This is a genomic window from Nonomuraea sp. NPDC050383 (assembly GCF_044459125.1).
Classification (GTDB): domain Bacteria; phylum Actinomycetota; class Actinomycetes; order Streptosporangiales; family Streptosporangiaceae; genus Nonomuraea.
On record NZ_JBITIP010000022.1, the window covers coordinates 87896 to 113983 of the forward strand.

The following is a 26088-nucleotide window of genomic DNA, read 5'->3' on the forward strand; positions in this document are numbered from 1 at the left end:
CGCGTCGGCGGGTGCCGGCGCGGCGCCCTGACCTGGGCGTTACCTTCTTGGCGTCGCCGGGGTGTCCCTTGCCTCTTCATTGTGCACACGGTTACCGTATGAATACTCTCAGTGAAGAGAGAGTCGCATCGGGAGGATCATCGTGAAGAGAATCGCCCTCGTCCCCGTCCTCGCGGCCGCCATGGTCGCGATCATGGGCAGCGCCGCCTACGCCTCGCAGTACATCGCCTACGAAGGCCCCGGCTTCACCGGCCGGACGCAGTTCATCGACGCCTGCGGGGTGTCCAACATCGTCTATCACGGGTCCTACAAGTGGTTCGGCGACGGCCAGAGCGGCCGCATGTACAACCAGCCCAACGCGCGGGGCCCGATGCACTTCGAGCTCGCCTCCAACCGCAACGCCGAGCAGCACACCTCCGTCGGCTGGCAGAGCATCTTCATCGTGTGCTGACAATCGTGCGCTGACGATCGGCGCTGACCCGCCGCACGCATGGGCGGGCCCTTCGGGGGCACAGGGCGTCCACCGGGCAACGGCTCGGGGGGCGCCCTGTGCGCGTGCGCGTCACGGGCTCCCACGGCATGATCATGGGCGAACGGCCGCAATCCGGCGTCGCGGCCGCCCAGCCCGAAGGAATGTCTCATGCAGATCGGATTCGCGGTCCCCCAGTACGGCGTCTTCGCCGATCCGGACTTCATCCGGCAGGCCGCCGTGGACCTGGAGGCCATGGGCTACCACAGCCTGTGGGCCGGCGACCGCGTCCTGGTGCCCCTGGAGCCCAGCGACCGGTACCCGGGAGGCGACGGTGAGATCCCCTCGGCGTTCAGGACGTTCTTCGACCCGCTCGCGGCGCTGACCCTGGCAGCCGTCGGCACGCGGGACGTGCGGCTGGGGACCAGCGCCCTCAATGCCCTGTGGCAGCCGCCGGTCGTGCTCGCCCGCGCCCTGGCCTCGCTCGACCTGCTCAGCCACGGACGTCTGGACGTGGGGATCGGCCTCGGCTGGCTGCGTGACGAGTACGCCGCCGCCGGGGTGCCGTGGCGGGGCCGGGGGCAGCGGCTTGAGGAGACGCTCGACCTGATGGAGGCCGCCTGGTCGGAGAAGGTGGTGGAGCACGACGGCCCGCTGTGGCGGGTGCCGCCGTCCCACGTCGATCTGAAGCCGTTCCAGCACCCGCGCCCGCCGATCCTGCTCGCCGGCTTCACCCCGGCGGCCCTGGAGCGGGTCGGCAGGCGGGCCGACGGCTGGCTCGGCGCGGCGATGCCGCCCGCCTACCTGACCTCCCTGTGGGAGGTGGCGCTGCGGGCGGCCGAGCGGGCGGGGCGCGACCCGTCCGCCCTGCGCATGGTGGTGCGCGTCAACCCGGAGATCACCCGGGCGCCGGCACCCGCCGAGCGGGTGCCGCGCGCCGGGACCGTCCGCCAGATCGGCGACTACGTGCTGAGCCTGGCCGAGCTGGGCGCCCATGAGACGTTCGTGGACGTGCAGCCGACGGCGTCCTCGCGGGAGGAGTTCCTGGACGTGGCGCACGATCTCGTCGAGGTCCTGCGGGCGGGATGACGAGGTCCGTCAGCCGAACGGGATCCAGGACCGCCGCGCCAGCGAGGCGGCGTCGTTGACCTGGACACCGGTGTCGGAGAGCGTCCAGATGGCGTCGCCGATGACCATCGAGCGCTGGATCCCCGGCTGGTAGACGATGTCCGACTGCCGCTTCCTCGGGTGCTCGATCATGCCCACCCGGGTGATCGCGGAGTCGGTGATCCTCAGGACCACCGCGCCGTTCCGCTCGGCGTCCTGCCCGTACGTGTTCAGCGGGAGGACCGCCATGCCGGTCTTGGGCCAGTACAGGAACGCGTGCGGGTCCCACTCGGCCTCCGAGCCGGAGTCCTTCTGGAAGAGCTGCGACAGGCGGCGCGGGGCGGCCGGGTCGCCGACGTCGAACAGCGACACCTGCGTGCCCAGCGTCCGGCCCTTGTCGCTGGCCTCCTGCCCGATGCCGATGAGTCGGCCGTCGCCGGCCGGGTGCAGGTACGCCGAGTAGCCGGTGATCTTCAGCTCGCCGGTCAGCTTCGGCGCCGCCGGGTCGCGCAGGTCGAGCGTGTAGAGCGGGTCCACCTGCTTGAACGTCACGCAGTAGCCGACCGCGCCGATGAAGCGGACCGAGTAGATCCGCTCGTCCTTGCCGAGTCCGCCGACCCGGCCCGTCTCGGCCATGTCGGACGTCCTGAGCACGTGGACGCCGCTGACGCTGCTCTCGCCGTCGCCGGAGGTCACGGTGGTGGCCACCCGCAGGTGGCCGTCGTACTCGGACAGGCTGTACTGGTTCAGCAGCCGGCCGGGCACCTTGCCCGACGAGGCGTAGACCGGAGCGCCGGGACGCCCGATGTCGAAGCGGTGCACCTCGGTCTCCTCCGGGGGCACCACCGGGGTGCGGGCGGGAGCCGGGGTTCCGGTCACGGTGGGCTCAGTGGGCGTGGGTTCGGTGGGCGTGGACGCAGTGGGGGTGGGCTCGGTGGGCGTGGGCTCGTCGGCGGGGGCCTGGGCGGTGCCGCTCGGCGGGTCCGGCACCGGCGCCGCGTCCTCCATGACCGCCGGGTCGACGGGCCACCAGCGCGGGTTGCTCGCCACGTACAGGCTCTGACCGGTGCCGTACACGATGTCGCCGTCCGCCGCCAGGGCGATCGGGTCGGTGCCCGCGTCGGTCACCCCCTGGGCCAGGTCGATGGTGTGGACGGCCAGCAGCGAGGCGCCGGTGTAGTCGGCGGGGTGGCTGACCCGCTCGCACGGCACGCTCTGCTCGCGCTTGGCCCCGGAGGCGTCGGTGATCTCCACCTTGGGCAGCCACGCCTCGATCGGCGCCCGCCGCACCGCCTCCTGGTTGAGCCTGCGCCGGTCCTTGTCCGTGGCGTCGTCCTTGGGCTGCGGCAGTTGGATGTCCGGCTCGCTGCGGGTGACGAGGCGGACGACCGAGCCGACCATCCGCGCGTCCACGTACCGCCCGCGCGGCCTGATCGTGGACAGCACCTTCGGCTCGCCGGCCAGGTCGACGAGGACGTATCTGGTGTCGCTGCTCATGGGCCGGATCGACTTGAACATGATGTCGCCGCCGCGCAGCAGCACCAGCGCCCGGTCGCCGGACATGAGCAGGTCGGCGGGCACGAAGCCGGGCTCGTCGCCGCCGGTCAGCTTCAGCGTGGCCGTGACCTTCCGCGTGGCGGCGTCGATGACCCGCAGGACGCCCCCGGTGACCGTGACGACCCTGGCGCCGTCGGTCTTGACCAGGTCGGGCTCGTCCACACCCGCCTCGTGGGTGTTGGTGGTGGAGTGCTCCAGCGTGATCGTCGACTTGGCCTCGGGAACGGCCGCCGCGGTGTCGCGCCGCGCCATCAGCATGGGGCCGCCGAAGCCCCACGGCCCGACGTTGCGCGCGGCGTGCTCACGCAGGCCGGCCAGCATGTCGTCGCAGCCGTTGTACGCCACCAGGCGCACGGCCCCGAGCCGCTGCCTGGCGGGGGCCGTGCCGCCGGGCTGCGTGGCGGTGCAGGCGGCGGTGGCCGTGACGAGGGCGAGGGCGGCCGTCGCCGTACGGGTCAGGGTCTTCATGACCACCATCACGGATGGCCGAACCCGATGGTTCAGTCGCCCTTGGCGGGGTTGACGGTGAAGACCGGGCTGAAATCCAGATTGTCGGGGACTTCCAGCAGCTTGCGCACCAGCCGGCCGTCGAACCCGACCACCTGGATCTGGTCGGTGGAGGCGTTGTCCTGCTCCCAGCAGTACAGGTGCGTCTCGTCGTACCAGCCGAGCACCTTGTCGCAGTCGGAGGTGAACTGCCGCACGCGCTTGCCGGTGTCGGAGTCCCACACGCAGTGGTCGCCGTCGTCGCCGCCGGGGCAGTTCGTCACGAACGTCTTGCCCGACGGGGAGAAGAGGTCCTGCGTGCCGGACGCGAGCGAGCCGACCCCCTGCACGTCGCGGACGGTCCTGCCGGCGGCGTCGTAGAACCGTAGCCCCTTGCCGGAGCCGTAGAGGTTGACCACGCCCCGCTGGCCGGGGTCCCAGCCGAACCCGGTGTCGGGCGGGGCGGCGCCGCCGGGCAGCCGCACCACGCCGGCCTTGGCCTCGGCCACGTCCACCAGGACGAACCCCGGGTACACCCAGTCCTCCTTGCCGCGCGTGTCCTTGGTCTCCTTCTCGATGTTGAGCAGCAGCCTGGAGCCGTCGCGGGACCACGACCGGATGCTGCTGATCAGCGGCTTGCGGACGGTCTTGACCGTGGACGTCGCGCCCGTGCCGCGGTCGGTGACGATGACCGAGTCGTAGCCGTCGGCGGTGTACTTGCGGCCGCGCGTGGCGATGCGGCGGCCGTCGGGGGAGACCAGCGTCTCCCAGTTGCCGGCGTACTTCTTGAACCCGCCGCGCAGCGACTGCCGGGCGTAGTCCACCCAGTCGTCGGAGCGCTTGTCGTAGACCTCGTACGAGGTGAGCGTGACCGGGTCGGCCGGCAGCTCGTACAGGTCGATGGTGCCGCCCGGGAGCCTCTTCCTGACGGGGGTCGGCGTGGGCCCGGTGGTGGGCGTCCGGCCGGTGGCGGTGGGGGTCGTCGTGGCGCGGGACGAGGCCGTCGTCGTCTTACGCTGCGTCACGACCAGCGCGACGCAGGTCAGCAGGAGCAGCGTGACGGCCGCGGTCACGCCGACGATCATCGGAGCGCGGCTCCTGCGGCGCGGGGGTAAGCCGGTGGACATCGGCATGGGCCCCGGCACGGGTCCCGACGGCGGGCCCTGCGGGGGTGGCGCCCACGGCGGCGGAGGCTGTTGGAAGGGGGCCTGAGCCGCGGGCGGGCCCGGCTGCTGTCGGAAGGGCGGCGCGGGCGGGCCCGGCTGCCGGAAGGGGGCCGCGGGCTGGCCCGGCTGCTGGATGAGCCGCATGAGCACCTGCTCGGCCGTCGGCCGCCGCGCGGGGTCCTTGTCCAGGCAGGCGGCCACCAGCTCATGCAGCGGGCCGTCCAGGACGCCGAGGTCGGGCGGGTTGTTGAGCACCCGGTTGATGACGGCCGGCATCGTGTCGCTGCCGAACGGCGCCCGCCCGGACGCCGCGTACACCATCGTGCCGGCCCACGAGAACATGTCGGCGGACGCCCCGACCGGGTGGCCGAGGATCTGCTCGGGCGGCATGTACGACGGCGTGCCCACCGGCATGCCGCTGATCGTGGAGGTGGCGTCGAGGGCGCGGGCGATGCCGAAGTCGATGACGCGCGGCCCGTCGGCGCCGAGGATGACGTTGGCCGGCTTGACGTCGCGGTGGACGATGCCCGCCTGGTGGATGGCCGCCAGCGCGGTGGCCGTGCCGATCGCCAGCCGGTGCAGGGACGCTCCGGCGCGCGGTCCCTCCTCCTGGACGATCCGCTGGAGCGACGGCCCCTCGATGAACTCGCTGATGATGTACGGCCGCTCCTGCTCGACGCCCGAGCCGAGGACGGCCGCGGTGCAGAAGGGCGCGATCTGCTGGGCCACCTGGGCCTCGCGCAGGAACCGCTCGACGCTCACCCGGTCGGCCGCCAGGTCGTGGCGCAGCCACTTGACGGCCAGCGGCGTGCCGGAGGTGTCCCTGGCCAGGTAGACGACGCCCTGGCCGCCCTCGCCGAGCCTGCCGGCGAGCTCCAGGCCCGCCAGGCGTCGCGGATCGCCGGGCCTGAGCGGAGCGATGGATGGCATGAGGGGATTGTGGCCCGTAGCCGCGCATCCACAAAAACTACCGGTCGGTAGCAGTTCCGGAATATCCTTCTGACCATGCACGTGACAACGCCCGAGCGCGTGACCACGGTCCACGTGACGTCCAGCGGGGAGACGCGGGAGATCAGCACCCCGTTCACCGGCGAGCCGCTGGCCCGGCTGCCCCTCTCCAGTGCCGACGACGTCGCCCGCGCCCACGCCCGTGCTCGCGCGGCCCAGGCCGAGTGGGCCGCCCGGCCGGTCGCCGAGCGCGTGCGCCCGTTCCTGCGGCTGCACGACGCGATCCTCGACCGGCGCTCCGACATCCTCGACATCGTGCAGGACGAGACGGGCAAGGCCCGCAAGCACGCCTTCGAGGAGGTGCTGGACGTCGCAGGCTGCGCGCTCTACTACGCGCGGCGCGCCCCGCGCCTGCTCGCGCCGCGCCGCCGGCAGGGCGTCTTCCCCGTGGCCACCCGGGTGAGCGAGCTGCGCTCCCCGAAGGGCGTGGTGGCGCTCGTCTCGCCGTGGAACTACCCGCTCTCGCTCGGCGTCACCGACGCCGTGCCGGCCCTGCTGGCGGGCAACGCGATCGTGCACAAGCCCGACACGCAGACCGCGCTGTCCACGCTGTGGACCATCGAGCTGCTGGCCGAGCTGGGCATGCCGCGCGAGATCTGGCAGGTGGTGCTGGGCGAGCCCGCCGAGATCGGCGAGGCGCTGCTCGACGGCGCCGACTACGTGGCCTTCACCGGCTCCACCCGCGGCGGCCGGAAGATCGCCGAGGAGGCGGCCAAGCGGCTCATCGGCTGCTCGCTGGAGCTCGGCGGCAAGAACCCGATGCTGGTGCTCGACGACGCCGACCTCGACCTCGCCGTCCAAGGCGCCGTCCGCGCCTGCTTCACCAACGCCGGCCAGCTCTGCCTGTCGGTCGAGCGGCTGTACGTCCACGCGAGCGTGTTCGACGCCTTCGCCGAGCGGTTCGCCGCCCAGGCGCGCGGCCTCCGCCTGGCCGCCGGGCACGACTGGTCCGCCGAGATGGGCTCGCTCACGTCCGGGCGGCAGCTCGACACGGTCACGGCGCACGTGGAGGACGCGCTGGCCAAGGGCGCCACGCTGCTCGCCGGCGGCAGGGCCAGGCCGGACATCGGACCGCTGTTCTACGAGCCGACCGTCCTCACGGGCGTCACCGAGGACATGGCGCTGTGCCGCGACGAGACGTTCGGCCCGGTCGTCGCCCTCCACCCGTTCACCTCCGACGACGAGGCCGTCGCGCTCGCCAACGACACCGTCTACGGGCTCAACGCCTCCGTCTGGACCTCCGACCCGGCCCGCGGCCGCGCGATCGCCGCCCGTCTCCGGGCCGGCACGGTCAACGTCAACGAGGGGTACGGCGCCGCGTACGCCTCCTACGACGCCCCGATGGGCGGCATGAAGGCGTCCGGTCTCGGCCGCAGGCACGGCGCCGAGGGCCTGCTGCGCTACACCGAGGCGCAGACCGTGGCCACGCAGGCGCCGTGGCTGGGGTTCGAGCCGCCGGGCGGCATGCCGTACGAGAAGTGGGCGGGCGTGCTGGCGACCACGCTCAAGACCATGCGCAGGCTGCGGCTCAAGTGACAACGGGCGGAATATCCCGTCCGCCGGCCGTGTCGTAGCCGAGCATGGAGATTCGTTACGCGGGCGGCCCCACCGCCGTCCTGGAGATCGGCGGCGTGCGCCTGCTGATCGACCCCACCTTCGACGCGCCCGGCGACTACCCGATCGGGCAGCGCGCGCTCACCAAGACGGGCGGCCCGGCGTTCAGCCCGGACGAGGTGGGGCCGGTGGACGCGGTGCTCCTCTCGCACGACCAGCATCCCGACAACCTCGACCGCGCGGGCCGGGCCTACCTGGCCGGCGCGCCCCTCGCGCTCTCGACGGGATCGGCGGCCGAGCGCGTCGGCCCGCCCGTGCGCGCCCTGCCCAACTGGAGCCACGTCGAGCTGCCCCGGCCCGGCGGCGGCGTGCTGCGGATCACCGGTGTGCCGGCGCAGCACGGCCCCGACGGGAGCGAGCACCTCGTGGGAGAGGTGACCGGGTTCGTGCTGAGCGGCGACGGTCTCCCGACGGTGTACGTGAGCGGCGACAACGCGTCGCTGGACGTGGTGCGCTCCATCGCCGGCCGGGTGGGCCCCGTGGACGTCGCCGTGCTGTTCGCGGGCGCGGCCCGCACGGCGCTGGCGGACGGCGCGTACCTGACGTTGACCAGCGACGACGTGGTCAAGGCCGCCGACCTGCTGGGCGCCGGGCACGTGGTGCCGCTGCACTTCGAGCACTGGGCGCACTTCTCGCAGGGCCGCGACACGCTCGCGGCCGCGCTGGCCCCGCTGGGGGACAGGGCGCACCTGCTCGCCCCTGGGGAGCGGGTCACCCTCCCCTGAGCGTGGGACCATGATCCGGTGACCTGGACGGAACACGCGCTCGCCCTGCTGGAGCCGGGCGAGCCGACGCCGCTCATCGAGTTCCCGGTCGCCGCGCCAGGGGTGCGGCTGCTGCTGAAGGACGAGTCGAAGCACCCCACCGGGAGCCTGCGCCACCGGCACGCCCGCGCGCTGTTCCGGCGGGCGGTCCTGGACGGGCTGGTCGCCGAGGGGACGCCCGTGGTGGAGGCGACCGGTGGCAACGCGGCCGTGGCGCAGGCGTGGTTCGCGCGGCGGCTCGGTCTGCCGTACCTGGTGGTCATGCCGGGAGAGCGGAGCGAGGCGCGGGCGCGGCCGGTGGAGGAGCTGGGCGGCGCCTGCCGGTTCGCGACGCCGCCGCTCGCGATCTACGACGCGGCGCGCGAGGCGGCCCGCGAGAGCGGCGGCCACTTCCTCGACCAGTTCGGCCGCGCGGCCGAGCACGACCTCGCCGGGGAGCTGCTCGCGGAGGAACGCCCCGACTGGGTCGTGGTGGGAGCCGGTACCGGAGCCACCTCCGCGACCCTCGGCCGCGCGGCCCGTGCGGCCGAGGGACGGCCGATCCGGGTGGCGGTGGCCGACCCCGAGAACTCCGCGTACTTCCCCGGCTGGACGCTCGACGCCCCCGACTACGCCACCGGCATGCCGTCGCGGATCGAGGGAATCGGGCGGCCCAGGATGGAGCCCGGCTTCCGGCCCGACCTGGTGGACCTGGTGATCCCCGTGCCCGACGCCGCCTCCGTGGCGGCGGCCCGGCGGGTGCGCGCGGTCACAGGGCTGCCGGTGGGCGGCTCGACCGGCACCGCGCTCTGGGCCGCGCTGGAGCTCGCCGGGCGGATGGCCGGGCGGGGGGAGAGCGGCACGGTGGTGTCCGTCATCGGCGACGCGCACCCGAGGCACCTGGCGACCGTCCACGACGACGCGTGGGCCACGGCCAAGGGGCTCGACCGGCGGCCCCACGACGAGGAGCTGCTCCGCCGTACCTCCTGAGCCCGTGGCGCCTCAGCCCGGGAGCGTCTCGCCGCCGATCGGGGCGAGGACCTCGCCCGTGTAGTACGACGACAGCCGGTTCGCCGCGAAGAAGACGTACGACGGCGCGATCTCGTCCGGATGCGCCGCGCGTCCCATCGGCACCTGCTTGCCGAACGAGCCGACCTTCTCCTCCGGGAACGTGGCCGGGATCAGCGGCGTCCACACCGGACCGGGCGCCACCGCGTTGACCCGGATGCCCCGGTCCACCAGGTTCTGCGCCATGGAGTAGGTGAAGGCGTTGATCGCGCCCTTGGTGGCGGCGTAGTCGAGCAGCGTCTTGTTGCCGCGCAGCCCGTTGATGGACGAGGTGTTGATGATCGCGCTGCCCTCGCGCAGGTGCGGCAGGGCGGCCTTGGTGACGCGGTAGTAGCTGTGGATGTTCACGGCGAACGTGTACTCCCACTGCTCGTCGCTCAGCTCCTCCAGCCCCTCGACCGGTGACTGGTAGGCCACGTTGTTGACCAGGACGTCCAGGCCGCCGAGCTCCTGGACCGCCTGCTCGACGACCGACGCGCAGTGGTCGCGGTCGCTCAGGTCGCCCGGGATGAGCACGCAGCGCCGCCCGGCCTCCTCGACGAGCTTCCTGGTGTGGTTGGCGTCCTCGTGCTCGGTCAGGTACGCGATCGCGACGTCCGCGCCCTCCTTGGCGAAGGCGACGGCGACGGCCCGGCCGATCCCGGAGTCGCCGCCGGTGATCAGCGCGCGCTTGCCGGCCAGCAGGTCGCGGCCCGCGTAGTCACGCATCTCGTCGCGCGGCTCGGGCGTCATCTCGCCGCTGCGGCCCGGGTATTCCTGTGTCTGCCCAGGTGGTGTGCTGTTCGATTCTTCGGCCATGCGGAGCGCTTGCCCCCAACCGGCGAAGCCTAACGTCGGAGCCTCAGCCGAGCGGGTGGCTGACCCACACGTTGGGCTCCACGTAGACGGCGTGATCGTGGGTCACGTCGCAGTGGACGGGCGTGAGGCCGCCGGGCACCTCCACCGGCCCCGTGCGGTCGAACGGCAGCCCGGTCCACTCGCGCCACTCGGCCAGCGACCCGGCGATCACCATCGAGCGGGACGCCACCCGGACGATCCGCCCGCCGGCCCGCACATGGACGCGCAGCCAGGCGTCGTGGGGGAGGCCGTCGGCGCGGGTGCGGAAGGCGTACTCGGCCATGGGGGTGTGCGGCTCCAGGTGCTTCTGGTTGGGCCGGACCGGCGCGACCAGCTCCCGGAAGCCGAGCCGGGCGGCGTGCTCGCGCATCGCGGCGACCATGCGCGGCGAGACCCCGGACCCGAGCCGGTCGCTGCGCACCGTGATCTCCAGGGCGCTGATGCTGTCGGCCGTGGCGCCCGACTCGCGGGCGAGCCTGCCCCGGCGGATCACCGTGTCCCAGCCGCCGTCGGGCAGCGGGTCGTCCTTGGCCGGGTACGGGATCATGCACCCGCGCGCCACCAGCCGGCCGGGCTCGGCGTCGTCGTCGGCCACCAGCACGAAGTCGGCGAAGGTGGTCGTCGCGGCCGGGTAGAACATGTCCGCGACCGGGTCGTTCATCATGAACCCCGCCCACGCGTGGGCCATGTCCCACAGCCCCGTGGCGAACTCGGGGCGCTCGGCGAGGGTGGTGATCCGCAGCGACATGCGGATCATTGTCACATCTCGGACGGCCGTTGCACGGGCTGATGCTCGGTTTTGAAGATCAGGGTCGTCTCCAGGTGGACGATCTCCTGCCGTGTCAGGAACTTCTCCAGCACCAGCCGGTGCAGGTGGTCGGCGTCGGCCACGGCGACGTGGACGAGGAAGTCCTGCGGCCCGGCCACGTGGAACAGCGTGATCGTCTCCGGCAGGGTCAGCACGAACGCCCGCATCGGGTCGACGAGCTGGCTGGTGTGGGGCCGTACGCGCAGGGCGAGCAGCGCCTGGAGCGGCCGGCCGAGGCGCGCGGTGTCGACCGAGGCGCGGAAGGCCGTGATGACGCCCCGGCGGCGCAGCGAGCGCACGCGCTCCAGCGAGGTGGAGGGGGCGACGCCGAGGCGGTCGGCGAGCTCCTTGTTGGGCAGCCGCGCGTCGTTCTGCAACTCGGCCAGGATCGCGAGATCGATCGCATCGAGTGCGGCGTCATGCCTCATCGTCATCCTCCTGTTCGGCGAGGGTAGACCTTCGCCGCCGTATCGACCACCGGGGTCCGGCGTCACCGCCACGGCCGGATGGCGGCGCGGAGAATGCCGCTCGGCTGTATCGCCAATTGCCAGGAGATTTCTCTTCTCGGCAGGAGTTTCCTTTTCTGCCGCTCGCTGATTGTTCCTTTTGATGGTGAGAATGGGAGCACGGGAACCGCCGGCGGGCGTGGCGCTCGCCCACGTGGCGCGGTCTTTCCCGCGAATTCCTCCGCTTTTCCGTCATAGGCATGACTTTTCCGGAACGCCCTGGACTGACCGGCGAGTTCCTGTAGCGTCGAGGCGAGCGCTAGGAGGCTTCGGTGCGGGAACTCTCCGGCAAGGTCGCGGTGATCACGGGTGCGGCGAGCGGCATAGGCCGGGCACTCGCCGTCAGGTTCGCGAGCGAGGGCATGTCCCTGATGCTCGCCGACGTCGATCCCGGCGGGCTCGCGGAGACCGCGACGCTGGCGGGCGACACCAAGGTCCTCACGCAGATCACCGACGTGTCCGACGAGGCCGCCGTGCACCATCTTGCGGAGCGGGCCTTCGGCGAGCTGGGGGCCGTCCATCTGCTGTGCAACAACGCGGGCGTCTACCAGGGCGGCCACCTGTGGACCCGGACCCGCGAGGACTTCGCCTGGGTGCTGGGCGTCAACCTGTGGGGCGTGCTCCACGGCATCAACGCGTTCGTGCCCCGCATGATCGAGCAGGACACCGAGGGGCACATCGTCAACACGGTGTCGGTGGCGGGCCTGTCCGCCGGGCCGCACGCGGGCGGCTACGCCGTCAGCAAGTACGCCGCGTTCGCCGCCTCGCAGGCGCTCGCCCAGGACCTGATCGCCTCCGGCTCCAGGCTCCGCGTCACCGCGCTGTGCCCTGGAGCGGTCCGGACGCGCATCAACCGCTCCGAGCGGGTGCGCCCGTTCGACCTGTCCGTCGCCCGCAGCTCCGACGAGCTGGAGTCCCAGGAGCGGGTGGACGCCGGCGTCGCCGGCGGCATCGACCCGGCGCGGGTCGCGGACATGGTCGTCGACGCCGTACGTGAGGAGCGCTTCCTGCTGCTGACCCATCCGGAGTTCGGCAGGAGCATGCGCCGGCAGACCGAGACCCTGCTGGCCGGCGGCCTGCCCCCGCTGCGGGAGGCGGCGCCCGGGGAGGAGTGAGCGGGACGGGCGGCCGGTCCGGGCCGAAGGCGGGCTGCCGATAGACTGGGGACACCGCATTCGCCTCTGGGGGGTTTCTTCGGTGTCTGAGTTCGACACAGTTCTCGTGGTCGACTTCGGCGCGCAGTACGCGCAGCTGATCGCGAGGCGGGTGCGCGAATGCCACGTCTACTCCGAGATCGTCCCGTCGACGATGCCCGTCGAGGAGATGCTGGCCAAGCGGCCCAAGGCGATCATCCTGTCCGGCGGGCCCTCGTCGGTCTACGCCGACAACGCGCCGGCCGTCCCGCACGGCCTGTTCGAGACGGGCGTGCCCACGTTCGGCATCTGCTACGGCTTCCAGGCGATGGCGCGCGCGCTCGGCGGCGACGTCGCCCGCACCGGCGTCGCCGAGTACGGCGGCACCCAGCTCGACGTCGTCACCGAGGGCGTCATCTTCGCCGGCCTGCCCGCGACGCAGAAGGTGTGGATGTCCCACGGCGACAGCGTCAAGGCCGCCCCCGCCGGCTTCGCGGTGACCGCCTCCACGCGCGAGACGCCGGTCGCCGCCTTCGAGCACCCCGAGCGCGGCCTGTACGGCGTGCAGTTCCACCCCGAGGTGCTCCACTCCGAGCACGGCCAGGCGGTGCTCAAGCACTTCCTCGACGCGGCCGGCTGCCGCCCGACGTGGACCATGCTCAACATCGTCGAGGACTCCGTCGAGGCGGTGCGCAGGCAGGTCGGCGACGGGCGGGCGATCTGCGCCCTGTCCGGCGGCGTCGACTCCGCCGTGGCCGGCGCCCTGGTCCAGCGCGCCATCGGCGACCGGCTGACCTGCGTCTTCGTCGACCACGGCCTGCTGCGCAAGGGCGAGGCCGAGCAGGTCGAGCGCGACTTCGTCGCCGCCACGGGCGTCAAGCTGCGGGTCGTCGACGCCGCCGACCGCTTCCTCAAGGCGCTGGAGGGGGTCAGCGACCCGGAGGAGAAGCGCAAGATCATCGGGCGTGAGTTCATCCGCGTCTTCGAGGACGAGCAGCGCGCCATCATGGCCGACGGCCCGGTCGACTTCCTGGTGCAGGGCACCCTCTACCCTGACGTGGTCGAGTCGGGCGGCGGCACCGGCACCGCCAACATCAAGTCCCATCACAATGTCGGCGGCCTGCCGGAGGACCTCCAGTTCACCCTGGTCGAGCCGCTGCGCACGCTGTTCAAGGACGAGGTGCGCCGGGCCGGTGAGGAGCTGGGCCTGCCGCCCGCCATGGTGTGGCGCCAGCCGTTCCCCGGGCCCGGCCTCGGCATCCGCATCGTCGGCGAGGTCACCCGCGAGCGGCTCGACCTGCTGCGCGAGGCCGACGCCATCGCCCGCGAGGAGCTGTCGCGGGCCGGCCTCGACCGCGACATCTGGCAGTGCCCCGTGGTGCTGCTGGCCGACGTCCGCTCGGTCGGCGTCCAGGGCGACGGCCGCACCTACGGCCATCCGGTGGTGCTGCGCCCCGTCACCTCCGAGGACGCGATGACGGCCGACTGGTCGCGGGTGCCGTACGACGTGCTCTCGCGCATCTCCACCCGCATCACCAACGAGGTGCGGGAGGTCAACCGGGTCGTGCTCGACGTGACGAGCAAGCCGCCGGGCACCATCGAGTGGGAGTGACGCCCCCGCTCCGGGGGATCTCCTCCTGACGCGGTTCGCTTCGCCGAGCTGGAGCGGCTGGTCGAGGGCGTCCCCGCAAGGGCGTTCCCGCGAGGGCGTTCCCGCGAGGGCGTTCCCGCGAGGGCCGGGCGGGTGAGGGTCAGGCGGCTTCGCCGAACCAGCGGGTGAGCGCCGCGCGCAGGTCCCGCAGCTCGCCCTCGTCAGGGTCCGGCGAGGACGACGCCCAGGCCACGTAGCCGTCCGGCCGGATCAGGAGCGCGCTCACCTCGCTCGACGCCCCGGAGGAGTGCGCGGTGAGCGTGTCGACCCGGTCGTGCCAGCCGGACGCCTCCTTGGCCGGTGACGTGCCCCTGGTCAGGTCCAGCAGCAGCGGCCGGGCCGTCCGGGTCAGCTCGGCGAGCCGGAGCGAGCCGCCGCCGGTGCCGCCGCCCGTGTCCAGCGTCAGGTCGGGGGCGAGGCGGCCGGTCAGCGGATGCGCGTCCCCGCCGCCCATGTCGTAGCGGACGTCGGACCCGGCCATCGTGGCGGCGATGTGGCGGGCGTTGGCCGGATCGCGGAGCAGCTCGGCGAACAGCTCGCGCAGCGCCGTCACCTCGCCGCCCGGCGCGATCAGCGCGGACTGCGCCTGCGTGTGCATGACGACCCGCTCGGCCGCCGGCCGCCGCTCGCTCTCGTACGTGTCCAGCAGCGCCTCGGGGGCCCGGCCCCGGACCACGGCGGCCAGCTTCCAGCCCAGGTTGACCGTGTCCTGGAGGCCCAGGTTCAGGCCGGGGCCGCCGATCGCGCTGTGCACATGGGCGGCGTCGCCGGCCAGCAGCACCCGGCCGTCGCGGAACCGGTCGGCCAGCCGGGTGTTGCCGCTGGTCAGCCGGCGTAGCAGGTGCGGCCCGTCGCCCTCCGGCGGCCCGAAGGGCAGGTCCACGCCGAGCACCCGGCGTACGCTCTCCCGCAGCTCGTCCAGGGACATGGGCGGCGGCTCCGTGCCCTCTTCCGTGCTGTCCCACTCCATGGTGGTCAGCACGGGCGGGCGGCCGGTGAACGGGGCGTACGCGATCAGACCGTGCTCGGTGCGATGGTGCATGAACGGCGGCACGAGGCCGTAACCGGGCACGTTCAACGCGCCGGTGGCGGGGTCGATCAGCGAGGCCGGCACGGACACGGTCGCGGTGCGGGAGATCGTGTCGTCCCTGGTGATCCCCGGGAAGCCGATGCCCGACAGCCTGCGCGTGACGCTGTGGCCGCCGTCCGCGCCGACCAGATAACCGGTGCGCAGCGTGTACGGGCCGCCGGGCCCCGCGATCTCGGCGGTGACGCCGTCCGCGTCCGGGGACAGGCCCGTCAGCTCGTGTCCCCGCCGGATCTCGACGCCGAGCTCGGTCGCGCGTTCCTCCAGCACCTCCTCGACGCGGCGCTGCGGCACCTGGATGATGTGGAGCGGGTTGTCCTCCACGCCGGCCAGGTTCAGCGGCAGCGCGCCGAACACGAAGCCGGGGACGGGCCGGGGCGGCTCGGGGTCGCCGGTCAGGCGCTCGTACAGGCCCCGGCGGTCGAGCACCCGGATGACCTGGCCGACCAGGCCGTTGGCGCGGGCCTCCTCGGTGCGGGCGGCCAGCCGCTCCAGCACCACGGGCCGCACCCCGGCGAGGGCGAGCTCGCAGGCCAGCATGAGCCCGTTCGGGCCGCCGCCCGCGATGACGACGTCGACGGGCGTGCCGGGGGTGGTCTCGGGGGAGATGTCGGTGTACACGGTGATCCTCCTGGTCATCGGAAAAGGGCATGACGCATCGGCCCGGCGGCGCCGGGCTTCGTACCGTGTGCGGTTGTGGGGGTGGGGCTACGGGGTGGTGAGCCCCTGGGAGAGCCGGCCGAACGCCTCGCGCAGCAACTCCTGTACCGAGACCGGCGGTCCTGGGCGCAGCGACTGCTGGGTGACCGCCACGATGGCGGCGCTCACGGCACCGGCGACGAGGTTGGGGTACAGGTCGCGGGTGACGTCGGTGCCCGTGCGCTCGGCGATCACCGCGGCGAACTCGGCCTCGGCGGCCATGTTCGCCTTGACGAACTCGGTCTGCAGCGCCGGCTCCTGCACCATCAGGCGGAGCCCGGCGGTCCGCTCGTCCGACGCCTCCGGCCGCGCGTCGAGGCCGAGCGCGAACTGCGAGAGCGCCGCGTCGGTGATCGCCTCCCACAGCGGCTTGTCCGCCGGCTGGGCGCGCAGGTCCTCCGCGATCGCGTGGGCCCGCTCGACGTGCCGGGCCGCGATGGCCTCGCCCTTGCTGGAGAAGTAGTTGTTGAAGGTGCGGGGGGAGACGCCCGCCTCGGCGGCGATGTCCTCCACCCGTACGTTGTCCCACCCGCGCTCCACGGTGAGCCGGATGGCGGCCCAGCTCAGCGCGATGCGCGTCTCTCGCTTCTTGCGCTCGCGCAGTCCCGAACGCTCACGGTCGTCACTTCCCACAGCCACCACGATACATAAACTTGCGGACTCTGCAAAGATGCGTGGTCCGCAAGTTTTAGCCGGCTTCGGGGCCCGGGACCGGCTCGCCGGCCGGCCGCCGGGCCCCGCGCAGCACCCGTACCAGGCTGCCGAACAGCAGCGGCGTCATCATCATCCCCACGAAGAGCGGTGTGGCCATGTACCGGTAGTCCTGCGCCGAGATGTTGGCCAGCACGGCGAGCTGCTGCCCCGCCACGACCGCCACGACCGCCGGCACGTACCTGTTGCGCAGCGCCCACGCCGCCAGCCCCGCCGTCAGGTACGACAGGTACGCCCAGGTCGCGCCCCGCCAGAGCAGCCAGTCATAGCCGGGCTCCGCCGAGGCGAGCAGCCACGAGTCGGCCACCCGGTACAGCTCCGCCGACTTCGGCCGCAGCGAGAACATCCACCGCTGCGGGTAGTCGGGCACCTTGTTCGGGCCCACGTACGTCTCGGCGCTCGGCCGGCGCGAGAAGTGGTACGTCTGCCCGCCCACGGCCCACTCGTCCTGCACCGGGTTCCACGCGATCGAGCCCCGGCACAGGCGGGCGTCCACGACGTCCGCGGGCCGCTCCGTGAGCAGCCGCCGCCACAGCTCCAGCAGCTCGCTCGCGTGCGCGTCGGCCTGCTGCCAGCTGAAGTCGCGCCGCCAGATCAGCGGGTTGATGGTGTGGCAGGTGCCGCCCTCGTTCCACCGCGACAGGGGGGCCACGGCGGTCATGAGCGTCCGGTCGCGGTCGTCGAACAGCTCCGGATGCTCCCGGTACAGGACCGCGATGTCACCGAAGGCCGTGTGGTAGACGTACGTGCTGGACGGGGCGGCGATGCCCACGCGCGGCAGGACGACGTTGCTGAGCACCAGGGGGACGGCCGCCGCGACGAGCCCCACCAGCGCCAGCCGTATCCTCGCGCCCCGCACCACGACCAGCAGCACGGCGACGGCGACGCCGACCACGAGGAAGCCGTTCGCCCGGAACAGCCCGAGCGCCAGCATGAGCGTCCCGAGCCCCGCGAGCCGCCACGCGGTGAGGCGGCGGGTCGCCGCCAGCCCGGCGCACGACGCCGCGATCGCGACCGCGCACAGTGTGAACGGCACGTCCTTCCACAGCGCCACCGCGAACGCGCCCACCGGCGGCAGGAACGGCAGCAGGACGGCCACGGCCGTCGTCGTCCTGCGCGGCGCGCCGAGTGCCTTCAGCGCGGCGGCCAGGTACGTGAGCGTGGCCGCCATGGCGGTCGTCTGCAGCAGCGTGACCGCGCCGATGTCGCCCGTCAGGCGCACGCTCAGCCACAGCAGCGCGTCGTAGGTCACCGAGTGGTCGCTCACCCACGGCCCGACCATGGTGTGACTCAGGTACAGAACCGAGTCGCGGCTGAACAGGCCCGGATAGTACGCGGCCCACCAGCACGCGAGCACGGCCTGGATGGCGAGGAAGGTCGCGAGCGTCGCCCAGCGCGATGGCTTCGCGGTCTCCGTCAGCATGCGCTCCCCGTCCCGGCTACCGGGGCGGTCGCCCCGACGTGCTTCCTACCGCGAACTAGGGAAAACTCACACCGGCGTCCGGAGTCCTGCCGCCCAGCAGGGTCGGAACCGTCACCAGGTGATACCCCTGCTTCTTCAGCTCCTTGAGGATCGCCGGCATGGCCCGGACCGTCTGCGGGACCGTGTCGTGCATGAGGATCACACCGTCGCGCTTGGCCAGCCGCAGCACCGCGGCCTTGATCTTCGCCGGGTCGCGCAGCTTCCAGTCGAGGGTCGTGCCGGTCCACAGCACCTGGGAGAGGTCCTGCGAGCCGGCGAGCCCCAGCACCCGGGCGTCGGTGTGCCCGTACGGGGGCCGGAACATCCGCAGCCGGCGGCCGGTCACGTTCTGGACGACGTCCTGGGTGAGGCGCATCTCGTCGATGATCTCCTGGTCGAGCAGGGTCGGTAACGACGGGTGCGAGTAGGTATGGTTGCCGATCGCGTGCCCCTCGGCCACCGTCCTCCTGACGACCGCCGGGATCTGCTCCACGTGCTTGCCCATGAGGAAGAACGTGGCCTTCACGTGCTCGCGTTCGAGCACGTCGAGGAGGGTGCCGGTGTACTTGCCGGGGCCGTCGTCGAACGTCAGCGCCAGGCATTTGACCTTCGCGCAGTCGACCCGCGCCGCCGTGCCCGTTCCCGCGCTCGTCCCCGTGCCCGCAGCCGGGGCGCCGCTCATCACCAGTGCGGCCGCCAGCAAGCCCTGAATCACCACAGGTGCCACCTTAAAGCCAAACATCCCCACCCGCGTGACGGGTCGCCCCGCCTTCCTGGAGCGTGCCACCGGCCGGCGCGCGTGCGGAGGGCCCAGTCATGGCCGGCGCCATCGCACCGCGAAGGCGCGGGCCGGATTCCCGGTGAAGATCGCGCAAGCGAGGTCCGTGCCGAGCTCACGCTCGATCCTCGGGCGCAGGCCGGCGAGCAGGAACGGCATGCCAGGGCCGTCGGCACCGGACCGGGCCGTCGCGGTGACGGTGTCGGCCCCGAGCAGGAGCTGGTGAGCGTGGCCGGCGTCGGCGAGGGCCGCGAGGCTGTCCAGCAGGCGCCAGTCGGTGGCCTGATGCGCTCGCGACGGGCCGTCGAAGACCAGGAACGCACCGGCTTCGGCGACCTGCCGGTGAATCCTCGTGTCCGGGAATCGGGTCAGGTGTCCGAGGATCACGCGGTCCGGGGCGACCCCATGCGTCCGGCACAACAGGTCGAGCGTGTCCAGGGCGGCGGTTCCGGCCTCCAGGTGGACGCCGATGGGCGCGCCGGTGGCATGGTGGGCCTCGGCGGCGGCGGCCATGACGTTCCGGGCGTGGTCGTCGAGGCGGTGATAGGCACCGGCGACCTTGATCATTCCCGCCTGCACGGGAGCGCTGGTCAGCTCGCGGATGAACAACTCCGCCAGCCGGCCACGGACGCGCTCCAGCTCGCCTCGGTCATAGTGCCTGGCCTGGTGCATCCCGGTGGCGGAGATGACGTGGACGCCGGACCGCCGCGACAGGCGGGGCAGTTCGTCGGCCCGTGGCCCCATTCCCCACGGTGTCCACTGGACCACCGCGCCTCCGCCGAGCGCGGCGAAGGCGGTCAACTCGGCGAGCGCGGCCTCGGCGTCGTCCAGCGCCTGCCCCGGCAGCGCCGGCGTACTGATGAACAGGTGGTCGTGGGCGTCGCAGACGCCCAGCTTCTCGGGCGGGACGTCCCCGAGCACGGTACGGACCATCGCGCTCACCGTCCGCCCTCCTGCTCCACGTCGGCGAGCGCGGCAGCGGCGACGCGCAGCCCGGCCAGTGCCTTGGGCACGCCGATGTAGGGCGCCAGGTGCACGAAGACCTCAAGCACCTCCTCGCGGGTCATCCCGACCCGCAGCGAGGTCTTGACGTGGCCGGACAGCTGCGGGTCCACGCCGCCGAGCGCGGTGAGGGCGGCCAGGTTGACGAGCTGCCGGTCGCGCAGCGACAACCCCTCGCGCAGGTAGGTGCCACCGAACAGGGCTGTGATGATCCAGTCGGCGTATCCCGGGACGATCTGCTCGATGCCGGGCAGCGCCTGCTGGGTGGCCTCGTCCTGGAGAACGTCCAGCAGTCGGTATCCCTCTTCCCGGTCCAGCCGCGCCCGCGTCAGTTGCTCCGACAGCGTTCGATTCGTCGTCATGCCCATTGCTCCCGGTCGGTCCTTGTAACGCCTTGAACGTTACAGTCTGGACGGTAACAGATGTAACGGCCTGAGCGTTACCATGGGCCCATGAGCAAAGAGGACCCGTTCGCCTTCCGCTTCGACTGCGGCGCCGTCTGGCTGAACCTCCTCGCCACCAGGGGCCGCACGTTCAGCGCGGACCCGGTGGAGCGGCTGAGCACGCCCGGCCGCCTCGCCGAGTGGCTGGAGCGCTGCGAGCTGTCCCCGGCTCTACCGCCTGATCAAGACGACCTGGACCAGGCGCGAAAACTCCGCGAGACCCTCCGCGCGCTCGCCCTGGCCACCGTCGACGAGCGCCCCCCGCCCGCGGATGCCGTGGCGGAGCTGGCCGCGTTCCTGGCCGCATATGACGATCCGGTCCGGTTGGTCGCGGAGGACCGGCTGCGCCGCGAACCGCCGGCGACGACGGCACGCGCCCTCGCCAGGGTCGCCCGTCAGGCCGTGGACCACATGACCGGCTCGGACCGGCTGGCTCTCAAGAGCTGCCCGGAGCGCGACTGCAGGGGCGTCTTCATCGATCCGCCCGGGCGCCGGCGCTGGTGCCCGTCCCCGGCGTGCGCGAGCCGGGGCAGGGTCCGCGCCCTCCGCGCCCGCCGCGACGCCACCGCCTCCAGGCCGAACGAGGATCACTCGCCGGCACAGTGACGGGCGAGCCGCGCTGCCGTCGCCGGCGCATCGGGGGGCGTCACGGGCGAGCCCCGCTGCCGTCGCCTGCGCATTCGGGGGCGTCACGGGGTGTCACGTACTGGCGCCCGCCTTCCTCCCACCTGGACGCCGGAAGTGGGCATCCCGTGCGCGAGCTGTCCCTCGATCATCGCGGCGACGGCCGCCCGCCCCTGGTGCCGGGGGCGGGCGGCCGTTTGCGGTCCGCTGAGGGGTCAGGGGGTCGCGCTGAGAGGCGTCAGCCAGTGAATCTCCAGGTCTTCCAGCAGGTAGTCCATGCGGTGCCGCTGGAAGTCCGCGAGCTCGGGACGCGCGAGATGGGCGCGCAGGTCGTCGGCCGACCGCCACAGTTCGTAGAACACCAGCGTGCCGGGGTCGGCCACGTCCCGGTGGACCTGGTACTGCATCGAGCCCGGCTCGGCCCTGGTCGGTTCGACGAACGACAGCAGCAGTCGCTCCAGTTCGTCGGCCCGCTCGGGCTTCGGCCGGGCGAAGCCGTAGAGGCCGACGGCCCCGTCTCCTTCAGGTACGATAATCGTCATACCTGACGATGGTAGGCATCTATCAGGTACGAAACAAATCGTACCTAGGGGAGATTCATGGATCTGGGCAAGGTGTTCGGCGCCCTGGCCGACAGCTCCCGCCGCCGGGTGGTGGCCGAACTCGCGGCCGATCCAGGGGACCGCGAGCGCGCGTGCGGCTCCTTCGACCTGCCGGTGAAGAAGGCCGCGCGCACGCATCACTTCCGGGTGCTGCGTGAGGCGGGGCTGATCGTGCAGCGCGACCACGGCAACGGCAGCGCGGTCTCGCTGCCCAGGCAGGACATCGAGCGTCACCTGCCCGGCCTGCTGGCGCTCCTGACCGAGGAGTTGGAGTCCGGCGGCGAGCCGGAGCAGGATGGGGCGAGGTAGAGCCACCGGGACGACGCGGTAGCGGCCATCAACCGGGTGGACGCGGCGGGCAGGTCCGCTACGAGGGCGAGGCGGTGGTGGTCACCAGCCGGGTGAACTCGGCCGGCACATCCACTACGAGGGCGGCGCGGTGGCGGTCACCAGCCGGGTGGACGCGGCGGGCAGGTCCGCTACGAGGGCGACGCGGTGACGGTCACCAGCCGGGTGAACTCGGCCGGCAGGTCCACGCCGTCCCACACCCGGTGGAACCCCAGCGCGGCCCCGACCGGCACCATCCGGTCCACCCCGCGCCCGCCCAACGCCCCGGCCAGCTCGGCCAGCTCCTCGCGGCCGAAGCCGAAGTGCGTCATCGTCTGGTCCTTCCGCCGCACCACGCCCGCCAGCTCGCCGAGAGTGCCGAGCCGGGCGTGCGCGAACGTCCCCGTGCCGAGCCACCGCCGCGGAGCCCGGTCCGGCGCCGTCAGAACCACCTGGGCCAGGGCGTTGCCGCGGAACTCGACCGAGCTCGCCACGCCGTCGGCCGCCAGCCCGTACGTGGCCACCCGCTTCTCGACCGCCATCGCCGCGTCCACTGTCCACCCGCGGCGCGCCACGGCCTGCGCCAGGCAGGCGGTGAACCCGTCGCGGGCCGCCTCGCACTCGCCCGGGGAGCCGACCCAGAAGACGGTGCCCGGGGACGAGCACGCGGCCTGGTCGAACCAGTACGCGTCGGTGGCGAACCCGTCGGCCACCGCCGCCCGCGTCGCCGGCTCGGCGGCCAGCCACGCCGCGGCCCGGACCACCGCGAACGACGACCGGTCGGGGAAGGCGAGATCGCGGGCATGGGGCGCGAGCGGATGCCGGCGGATCTCGTCCACCGTACGGTCGCCGCCCCAGATCACCCGCAGATCGCACGCCGCCGACAGCTCGGCGGTGGGGTCGGGTGCCCGGCCCTCGCTCTCCCGCAGGGAACGTCCGTCCTCGTCTTCCCGCAGGGGACGCCCGCCCTCACTCTCCCGCAGGGGACGGCTGCCCTCGCTCTCCCGCAGGGGACGGCTGCTCTCGCCTTCCCGCAGGGGACGGCTGCCCTCGCTCTCCCGCAGGGGACGGCTGCTCTCGCCTTCCCGCAGGGGACGGCTGCCCTCACTCTCCCGCCCGGGACGGTCGTAGGTGACGACGCGCTGCGTGCGGGCCACCACCGGGTCGGCGACGTCGAGCGCCTCGTGCAGCACGCCGAGGATCACCTCGGCCACGACGCCGGCACGGGCCGACAGACGGACGACGTTGCGGTTGCCCATGAGGGCCGACAGGGCCCAGGAGTAGACGAAGACGGTGTCGACGTTCGCCGGGGGAACGTGGAACACCAGCCCACGCGGCACCCGCACGTGCTCCCCGGACGCCGGGCCGACGGCCCGCTCCAGCTCGCGGGGCCGCAGGAAGAACCCGAGGGACGCCAGCTCGGGATGCCGCCGCGCCACGGCGGGCCTGAGCAGCCCGCGCCCGACGGCCACGAGGAACTCCCGCACGCGATCGTCCCCGACGCTCAGCCCCGGCCCGCCGGTCACGTCCCGAACCAGATCCCCGACCCCCACGGCCCCCTCGACCGGAAACCGGACCCGCACCGATTGCCCCTCACCGGCGGCCTCCTCGACCGGAATCCGAACCCGTACCGGTTGCCCGTCACCGGCGGCTCCCTCGGCCGGCACCCGGACCCGTACCGGTTGCCCGTCACCGGCGGTCTCCTCGGCGGGAATCCGGACCCGTACCGGGTGCCCCTCACCGGCGGCCCGCTCGGACGGAGGCCGCGGGACGTGGACGGGGCCGGTCACGCGGCCGCCCCCATCCCGCCCAGCGTGTCGCTGCACCCGCGTGCCTCCGCGCGGGTCAGCCGACCCAGCACCGAGAAGCGCTTGCCCGGCCATGTGCCGTCGTCCACCCCGTGGACGACCCCCAGGTCCTCGGTCAGCAGCACGTGCCCCGGGTACGACGTCGGCAGCGTGCTGACCACCTCGATGAGCCCCGTCACGCCCGGTGGGGCCTCCTCCCACGTCTCCGGGTCGCGGATCACCACGTCGGCGAAGTCCGGGCAGTAGAGCCCGCCGCCCTCCGGACCCTCCAGGAAGATCGTGCCGATCTGCTCCACCATGCCGTAGAAGTCGTGGATCCGGGTCAGCCCGCACTCGCGCGCCAGCCGCCGGCGGAACTCGGCCGCGTCCACCGCCTGGTCGGCCAGCCTCTTCCACCCCCCGGAGTGGATCAGGACCCCCTGCGACAGGTCGAGCCCCAGCCCGCGCAGGTGCAGCCACACCATGTACGTGAACCCGAAGATCAGGAACGGCTCCCGGCCGTGCCGCGCCAGGAACCCCCGCACCGCCACCGCGTCCACCTCGCCGCCCTCGTCCAGCACGAAGGTGTGGTCACGGCCGAGGTTCATCATGCCGAGCACCCCGGCGCCGCGCGCGCTCAGCGTCGTGGCCCGTACGACCGAGCGGGTGTCGGCGATCAGCATGGGCAGTCGCCGCTCGCCCAGCACCGCCCGGAGCGTCGCCGCCAGCATGCGCGGCTGCGCCGCCGCCGCCGCGCGGTCGAGGTGGACGCGGCTGGGCCGCTGCCCCGTGGTGCCGCTGGAGGTGAGCACCCGGAACACCTCCTCCTCGGGCACGCTGCGCAGCTCGTGCGTCTTGAACATCCGCACCGGCAGCCACGGCAGCTCCGCCACGCGCGCGTACGGCCCGTGCGACCCGATCGCCGCCAGGATCCGCGCGTACGGCGGGCAGGCGTGCCGGTGCCGCTCCGTCAGCTCGGCCAGCCGCGGCAGCAGCACCCGCTCCCGCTCGGCCTGGCCCAACGTGAAGACACCCACCCGGTCTGCCGGGTCCGTCGTGGCCCTCGGCCCGTCCGGTGGTCTCATGTCCGGGCCTCCAGGGCGCGGTAGTCGACCTTGCCTGTGGTCAGCAGCGGGAGGCGGTCCACGGCGCGGACGTCGAAGCCGCTCCAGTGCAGCCGTAGCTCCGTGCCGAGGCGGCGGGCCAGGCGGGCGCAGGCGTCGCGGTCGAGCCCCTCGGCCCATACCGTGACCCGGTCGTCCCCGCTCGTCACCGCCACCGGGCCGCAGTCACGCAGCAGGCCCTCGACGTCGTCCAGGCTGACCCGTACGCCGAAGATCTTGGCGATGCGCTTCATGCGGCCGGTGAGGAAGACGAAGCCCTCGTCGTCGAGGTGGCCGAGGTCGCCGGTGCGCAGCACGCCGCCCAGGTCGTCGCCCCTGGCCAGGTCGGCGGCCGTCTCCGCGTAGCCCATCATCACGTTGGGCCCCTCGTAGATCACCTCCCCGCCGTCCACGCTGAGCCGGCCGCCCGGGACGGCGATCCCGGCCGAGCCCGGCTTGTCGGCCAGGCGGTCCGGCGGCAGGACCGCGATGCGCGCGGTGGCCTCCGTCTGGCCGTACATGACGAAGAACCGCTCCGTCATGGCCGCGAACCGCGTCACGAGCTCCGGCCGCAGCCGCCCGCCGGCCTGTGTGAGCGTGGTCAGCGTGGGGTGGTCGGCGTGCTCGAAGCCGAGCCTGCGCAGCATCTCGTACTGGTACGGGACGGCCGCCAGCGAGGTGCAGCCGTGGCCGTCGAGGTGGGTCCAGAACGACCGCTCCAGCAGGCCCGCGTCGGTGAGCACCACGGTGGCGCCGGCCACCAGGTGGCTGTTGAGCACCGACAGGCCGAAGCTGTAGTAGAGCGGCAGGCTGGTCGGCGCCACGTCGCCGGGGCCGATGGCCAGGACGGTGGCGATGGCCGTGGCGTTGGACAGCACGGCCCGGCGCGACAGGCGCACGAGCCTGGGGCTGCCCGTCGATCCGGACGTGGCCAGCAGCACGGCCAGGTCGGGATGCGGGTCGCCGGCGTCGCGGCGCCCGCGCGGCGCGGCCTCCACGGCATGCGCGAACCCGAACATCCCCACCGGCCGGAACCTCCTGATCAGGCCGGTCAGCGCCCCCGCCGCCAGGTCCGGGTCGAGCAGCGCCACCGGCCTGCGGGTCCGCCACGCGGCGAGGTAACGCACCACGGACGCCAGGTCGTTGCGCATGCCGCAGAACACGGGACCAGGCGGCAGGCCGGCGAGCACCTGCGCGGCGCGTTCGACCCGGGCGGCCAGCAGGTCGCCCGTGAGCCCGCCCGGCTCTCCGGCGACGACGAGCCGCGCGTCAGGGTGCGGGAAACGATCCATGGGACGTCCATCCATCGT

24 protein-coding genes are annotated in these 26088 nt (G+C 73.0%); 9 read left to right on the forward strand and 15 right to left on the reverse strand.

What is annotated here, in order from left to right; translation table 11 throughout:
• Positions 1-142: 142 nt before the first annotated feature.
• Together ACIBG4_RS36645 and ACIBG4_RS36650 are read left to right on the forward strand one after the other, a co-directional pair.
• The gene (locus ACIBG4_RS36645; RefSeq protein WP_310708449.1) at positions 143-451 is read left to right on the forward strand and encodes a MiAMP1 family antimicrobial peptide; all 309 of its coding nucleotides are present in this window, start codon (positions 143-145) and stop codon (positions 449-451) included.
• Between the two features lie 189 nt (positions 452-640).
• The gene (locus tag ACIBG4_RS36650) at positions 641-1558 is read left to right on the forward strand and encodes a TIGR03619 family F420-dependent LLM class oxidoreductase (protein WP_397206375.1); all 918 of its coding nucleotides are present in this window, start codon (positions 641-643) and stop codon (positions 1556-1558) included.
• Between the two features lie 9 nt (positions 1559-1567).
• On the opposite strand, the gene ACIBG4_RS36655 is transcribed toward ACIBG4_RS36650, so the two are convergent.
• Together ACIBG4_RS36655 and ACIBG4_RS36660 are read right to left on the reverse strand one after the other, a co-directional pair.
• Positions 1568-3601, reverse strand: coding sequence for a beta-propeller domain-containing protein (locus ACIBG4_RS36655; protein ID WP_397206377.1), 2034 nt, complete (start codon positions 3599-3601; stop codon positions 1568-1570).
• Between the two features lie 32 nt (positions 3602-3633).
• Positions 3634-5715: a protein kinase gene (locus ACIBG4_RS36660; protein WP_397206379.1), complete on the reverse strand. Its 2082-nt coding sequence runs from the start codon at positions 5713-5715 to the stop codon at positions 3634-3636.
• A 75-nt stretch (positions 5716-5790) separates the two neighbouring features.
• Between ACIBG4_RS36660 and ACIBG4_RS36665 the strand changes: the two genes are divergently transcribed.
• The 3 genes from ACIBG4_RS36665 to ACIBG4_RS36675 are packed head-to-tail and all read left to right on the forward strand — an operon-like array spanning position 5791 to position 9140.
• Positions 5791-7329 (forward strand): succinic semialdehyde dehydrogenase, encoded by a 1539-nt coding sequence (locus ACIBG4_RS36665; protein ID WP_355445179.1) that lies wholly within the window; start codon positions 5791-5793, stop codon positions 7327-7329.
• 44 nt (positions 7330-7373) lie between these two features.
• Positions 7374-8132, forward strand: a complete 759-nt coding sequence (locus tag ACIBG4_RS36670) for an MBL fold metallo-hydrolase (RefSeq protein ID WP_397206382.1) — start codon at positions 7374-7376, stop codon at positions 8130-8132.
• A gap of 18 nt (positions 8133-8150) precedes the next feature.
• A complete protein-coding gene (locus ACIBG4_RS36675; RefSeq protein ID WP_397206384.1) occupies positions 8151-9140 on the forward strand; it encodes a PLP-dependent cysteine synthase family protein in 990 nt (329 codons plus the stop codon).
• A gap of 12 nt (positions 9141-9152) precedes the next feature.
• Here the strand turns inward: ACIBG4_RS36675 and ACIBG4_RS36680 are convergent, their stop codons facing one another.
• Genes ACIBG4_RS36680 through ACIBG4_RS36690 form a run of 3 tightly spaced genes read right to left on the reverse strand, consistent with a single transcriptional unit; the run spans position 9153 to position 11291 of the window.
• Positions 9153-10016 (reverse strand): SDR family oxidoreductase, encoded by an 864-nt coding sequence (locus ACIBG4_RS36680; RefSeq protein WP_397206386.1) that lies wholly within the window; start codon positions 10014-10016, stop codon positions 9153-9155.
• Between the two features lie 43 nt (positions 10017-10059).
• Positions 10060-10803, reverse strand: coding sequence for an N-acetyltransferase (locus tag ACIBG4_RS36685; protein WP_310708441.1), 744 nt, complete (start codon positions 10801-10803; stop codon positions 10060-10062).
• Between the two features lie 11 nt (positions 10804-10814).
• Positions 10815-11291 carry an Lrp/AsnC family transcriptional regulator gene (locus ACIBG4_RS36690; protein WP_310708440.1) on the reverse strand — a complete coding sequence of 159 codons (477 nt, stop codon included), beginning with the start codon at positions 11289-11291 and terminating at the stop codon, positions 10815-10817.
• Positions 11292-11641: 350 nt separating this feature from the next.
• On the opposite strand from ACIBG4_RS36690, the gene ACIBG4_RS36695 reads away from it, so the two are divergent.
• A complete protein-coding gene (locus ACIBG4_RS36695) occupies positions 11642-12484 on the forward strand; it encodes an SDR family NAD(P)-dependent oxidoreductase (RefSeq protein WP_310708439.1) in 843 nt (280 codons plus the stop codon).
• 82 nt (positions 12485-12566) lie between these two features.
• Positions 12567-14114 carry a glutamine-hydrolyzing GMP synthase gene (gene guaA / locus ACIBG4_RS36700; RefSeq protein ID WP_310708438.1) on the forward strand — a complete coding sequence of 516 codons (1548 nt, stop codon included), beginning with the start codon at positions 12567-12569 and terminating at the stop codon, positions 14112-14114.
• 139 nt (positions 14115-14253) lie between these two features.
• Here the strand turns inward: guaA and ACIBG4_RS36705 are convergent, their stop codons facing one another.
• The 6 genes from ACIBG4_RS36705 to ACIBG4_RS36730 all read right to left on the reverse strand — a co-directional run bounded on the left by ACIBG4_RS36705 (position 14254) and on the right by ACIBG4_RS36730 (position 20254).
• Positions 14254-15879, reverse strand: a complete 1626-nt coding sequence (locus ACIBG4_RS36705) for an FAD-dependent monooxygenase (protein ID WP_397206389.1) — start codon at positions 15877-15879, stop codon at positions 14254-14256.
• 69 nt (positions 15880-15948) lie between these two features.
• Positions 15949-16572 carry a TetR/AcrR family transcriptional regulator gene (locus tag ACIBG4_RS36710; protein ID WP_397206391.1) on the reverse strand — a complete coding sequence of 208 codons (624 nt, stop codon included), beginning with the start codon at positions 16570-16572 and terminating at the stop codon, positions 15949-15951.
• Positions 16573-16627: 55 nt separating this feature from the next.
• Positions 16628-18073 (reverse strand): hypothetical protein, encoded by a 1446-nt coding sequence (locus ACIBG4_RS36715; protein WP_397206393.1) that lies wholly within the window; start codon positions 18071-18073, stop codon positions 16628-16630.
• Between the two features lie 55 nt (positions 18074-18128).
• Entirely contained in the window at positions 18129-18830 is a 702-nt protein-coding gene (locus tag ACIBG4_RS36720) for a polysaccharide deacetylase family protein (protein WP_397206395.1), read from the reverse strand.
• Between the two features lie 96 nt (positions 18831-18926).
• Complete coding sequence (locus ACIBG4_RS36725; protein ID WP_397206447.1) at positions 18927-19823, reverse strand: phosphotriesterase; 897 nt, start codon at positions 19821-19823, stop codon at positions 18927-18929.
• A 5-nt stretch (positions 19824-19828) separates the two neighbouring features.
• On the reverse strand, positions 19829-20254 hold the full coding sequence (locus tag ACIBG4_RS36730) for a carboxymuconolactone decarboxylase family protein (RefSeq protein WP_397206397.1): 426 nt from the start codon (positions 20252-20254) through the stop codon (positions 19829-19831).
• Positions 20255-20344: 90 nt separating this feature from the next.
• Here ACIBG4_RS36730 and ACIBG4_RS36735 point away from each other — a divergent pair, with 90 nt between their 5' ends.
• Positions 20345-20941, forward strand: a complete 597-nt coding sequence (locus tag ACIBG4_RS36735; protein WP_397206399.1) for a CGNR zinc finger domain-containing protein — start codon at positions 20345-20347, stop codon at positions 20939-20941.
• A gap of 233 nt (positions 20942-21174) precedes the next feature.
• Here ACIBG4_RS36735 and ACIBG4_RS36740 read toward each other — a convergent pair whose 3' ends face one another.
• Complete coding sequence (locus tag ACIBG4_RS36740; RefSeq protein WP_397206401.1) at positions 21175-21501, reverse strand: putative quinol monooxygenase; 327 nt, start codon at positions 21499-21501, stop codon at positions 21175-21177.
• A gap of 57 nt (positions 21502-21558) precedes the next feature.
• On the opposite strand from ACIBG4_RS36740, the gene ACIBG4_RS36745 reads away from it, so the two are divergent.
• Positions 21559-21870, forward strand: a complete 312-nt coding sequence (locus tag ACIBG4_RS36745; RefSeq protein WP_397206403.1) for an ArsR/SmtB family transcription factor — start codon at positions 21559-21561, stop codon at positions 21868-21870.
• 170 nt (positions 21871-22040) lie between these two features.
• Here ACIBG4_RS36745 and ACIBG4_RS36750 read toward each other — a convergent pair whose 3' ends face one another.
• The 3 genes from ACIBG4_RS36750 to ACIBG4_RS36760 are packed head-to-tail and all read right to left on the reverse strand — an operon-like array spanning position 22041 to position 26070.
• Entirely contained in the window at positions 22041-23678 is a 1638-nt protein-coding gene (locus ACIBG4_RS36750; protein ID WP_397206405.1) for an acyl-CoA reductase, read from the reverse strand.
• The gene (locus ACIBG4_RS36755) at positions 23675-24760 is read right to left on the reverse strand and encodes an acyl-protein synthetase (RefSeq protein ID WP_397206407.1); all 1086 of its coding nucleotides are present in this window, start codon (positions 24758-24760) and stop codon (positions 23675-23677) included. Before ACIBG4_RS36755 ends, ACIBG4_RS36750 begins: the two co-directional genes overlap by 4 nt.
• Complete coding sequence (locus ACIBG4_RS36760; protein WP_397206409.1) at positions 24757-26070, reverse strand: AMP-binding protein; 1314 nt, start codon at positions 26068-26070, stop codon at positions 24757-24759. Before ACIBG4_RS36760 ends, ACIBG4_RS36755 begins: the two co-directional genes overlap by 4 nt.
• Positions 26071-26088 lie beyond the last annotated feature (18 nt).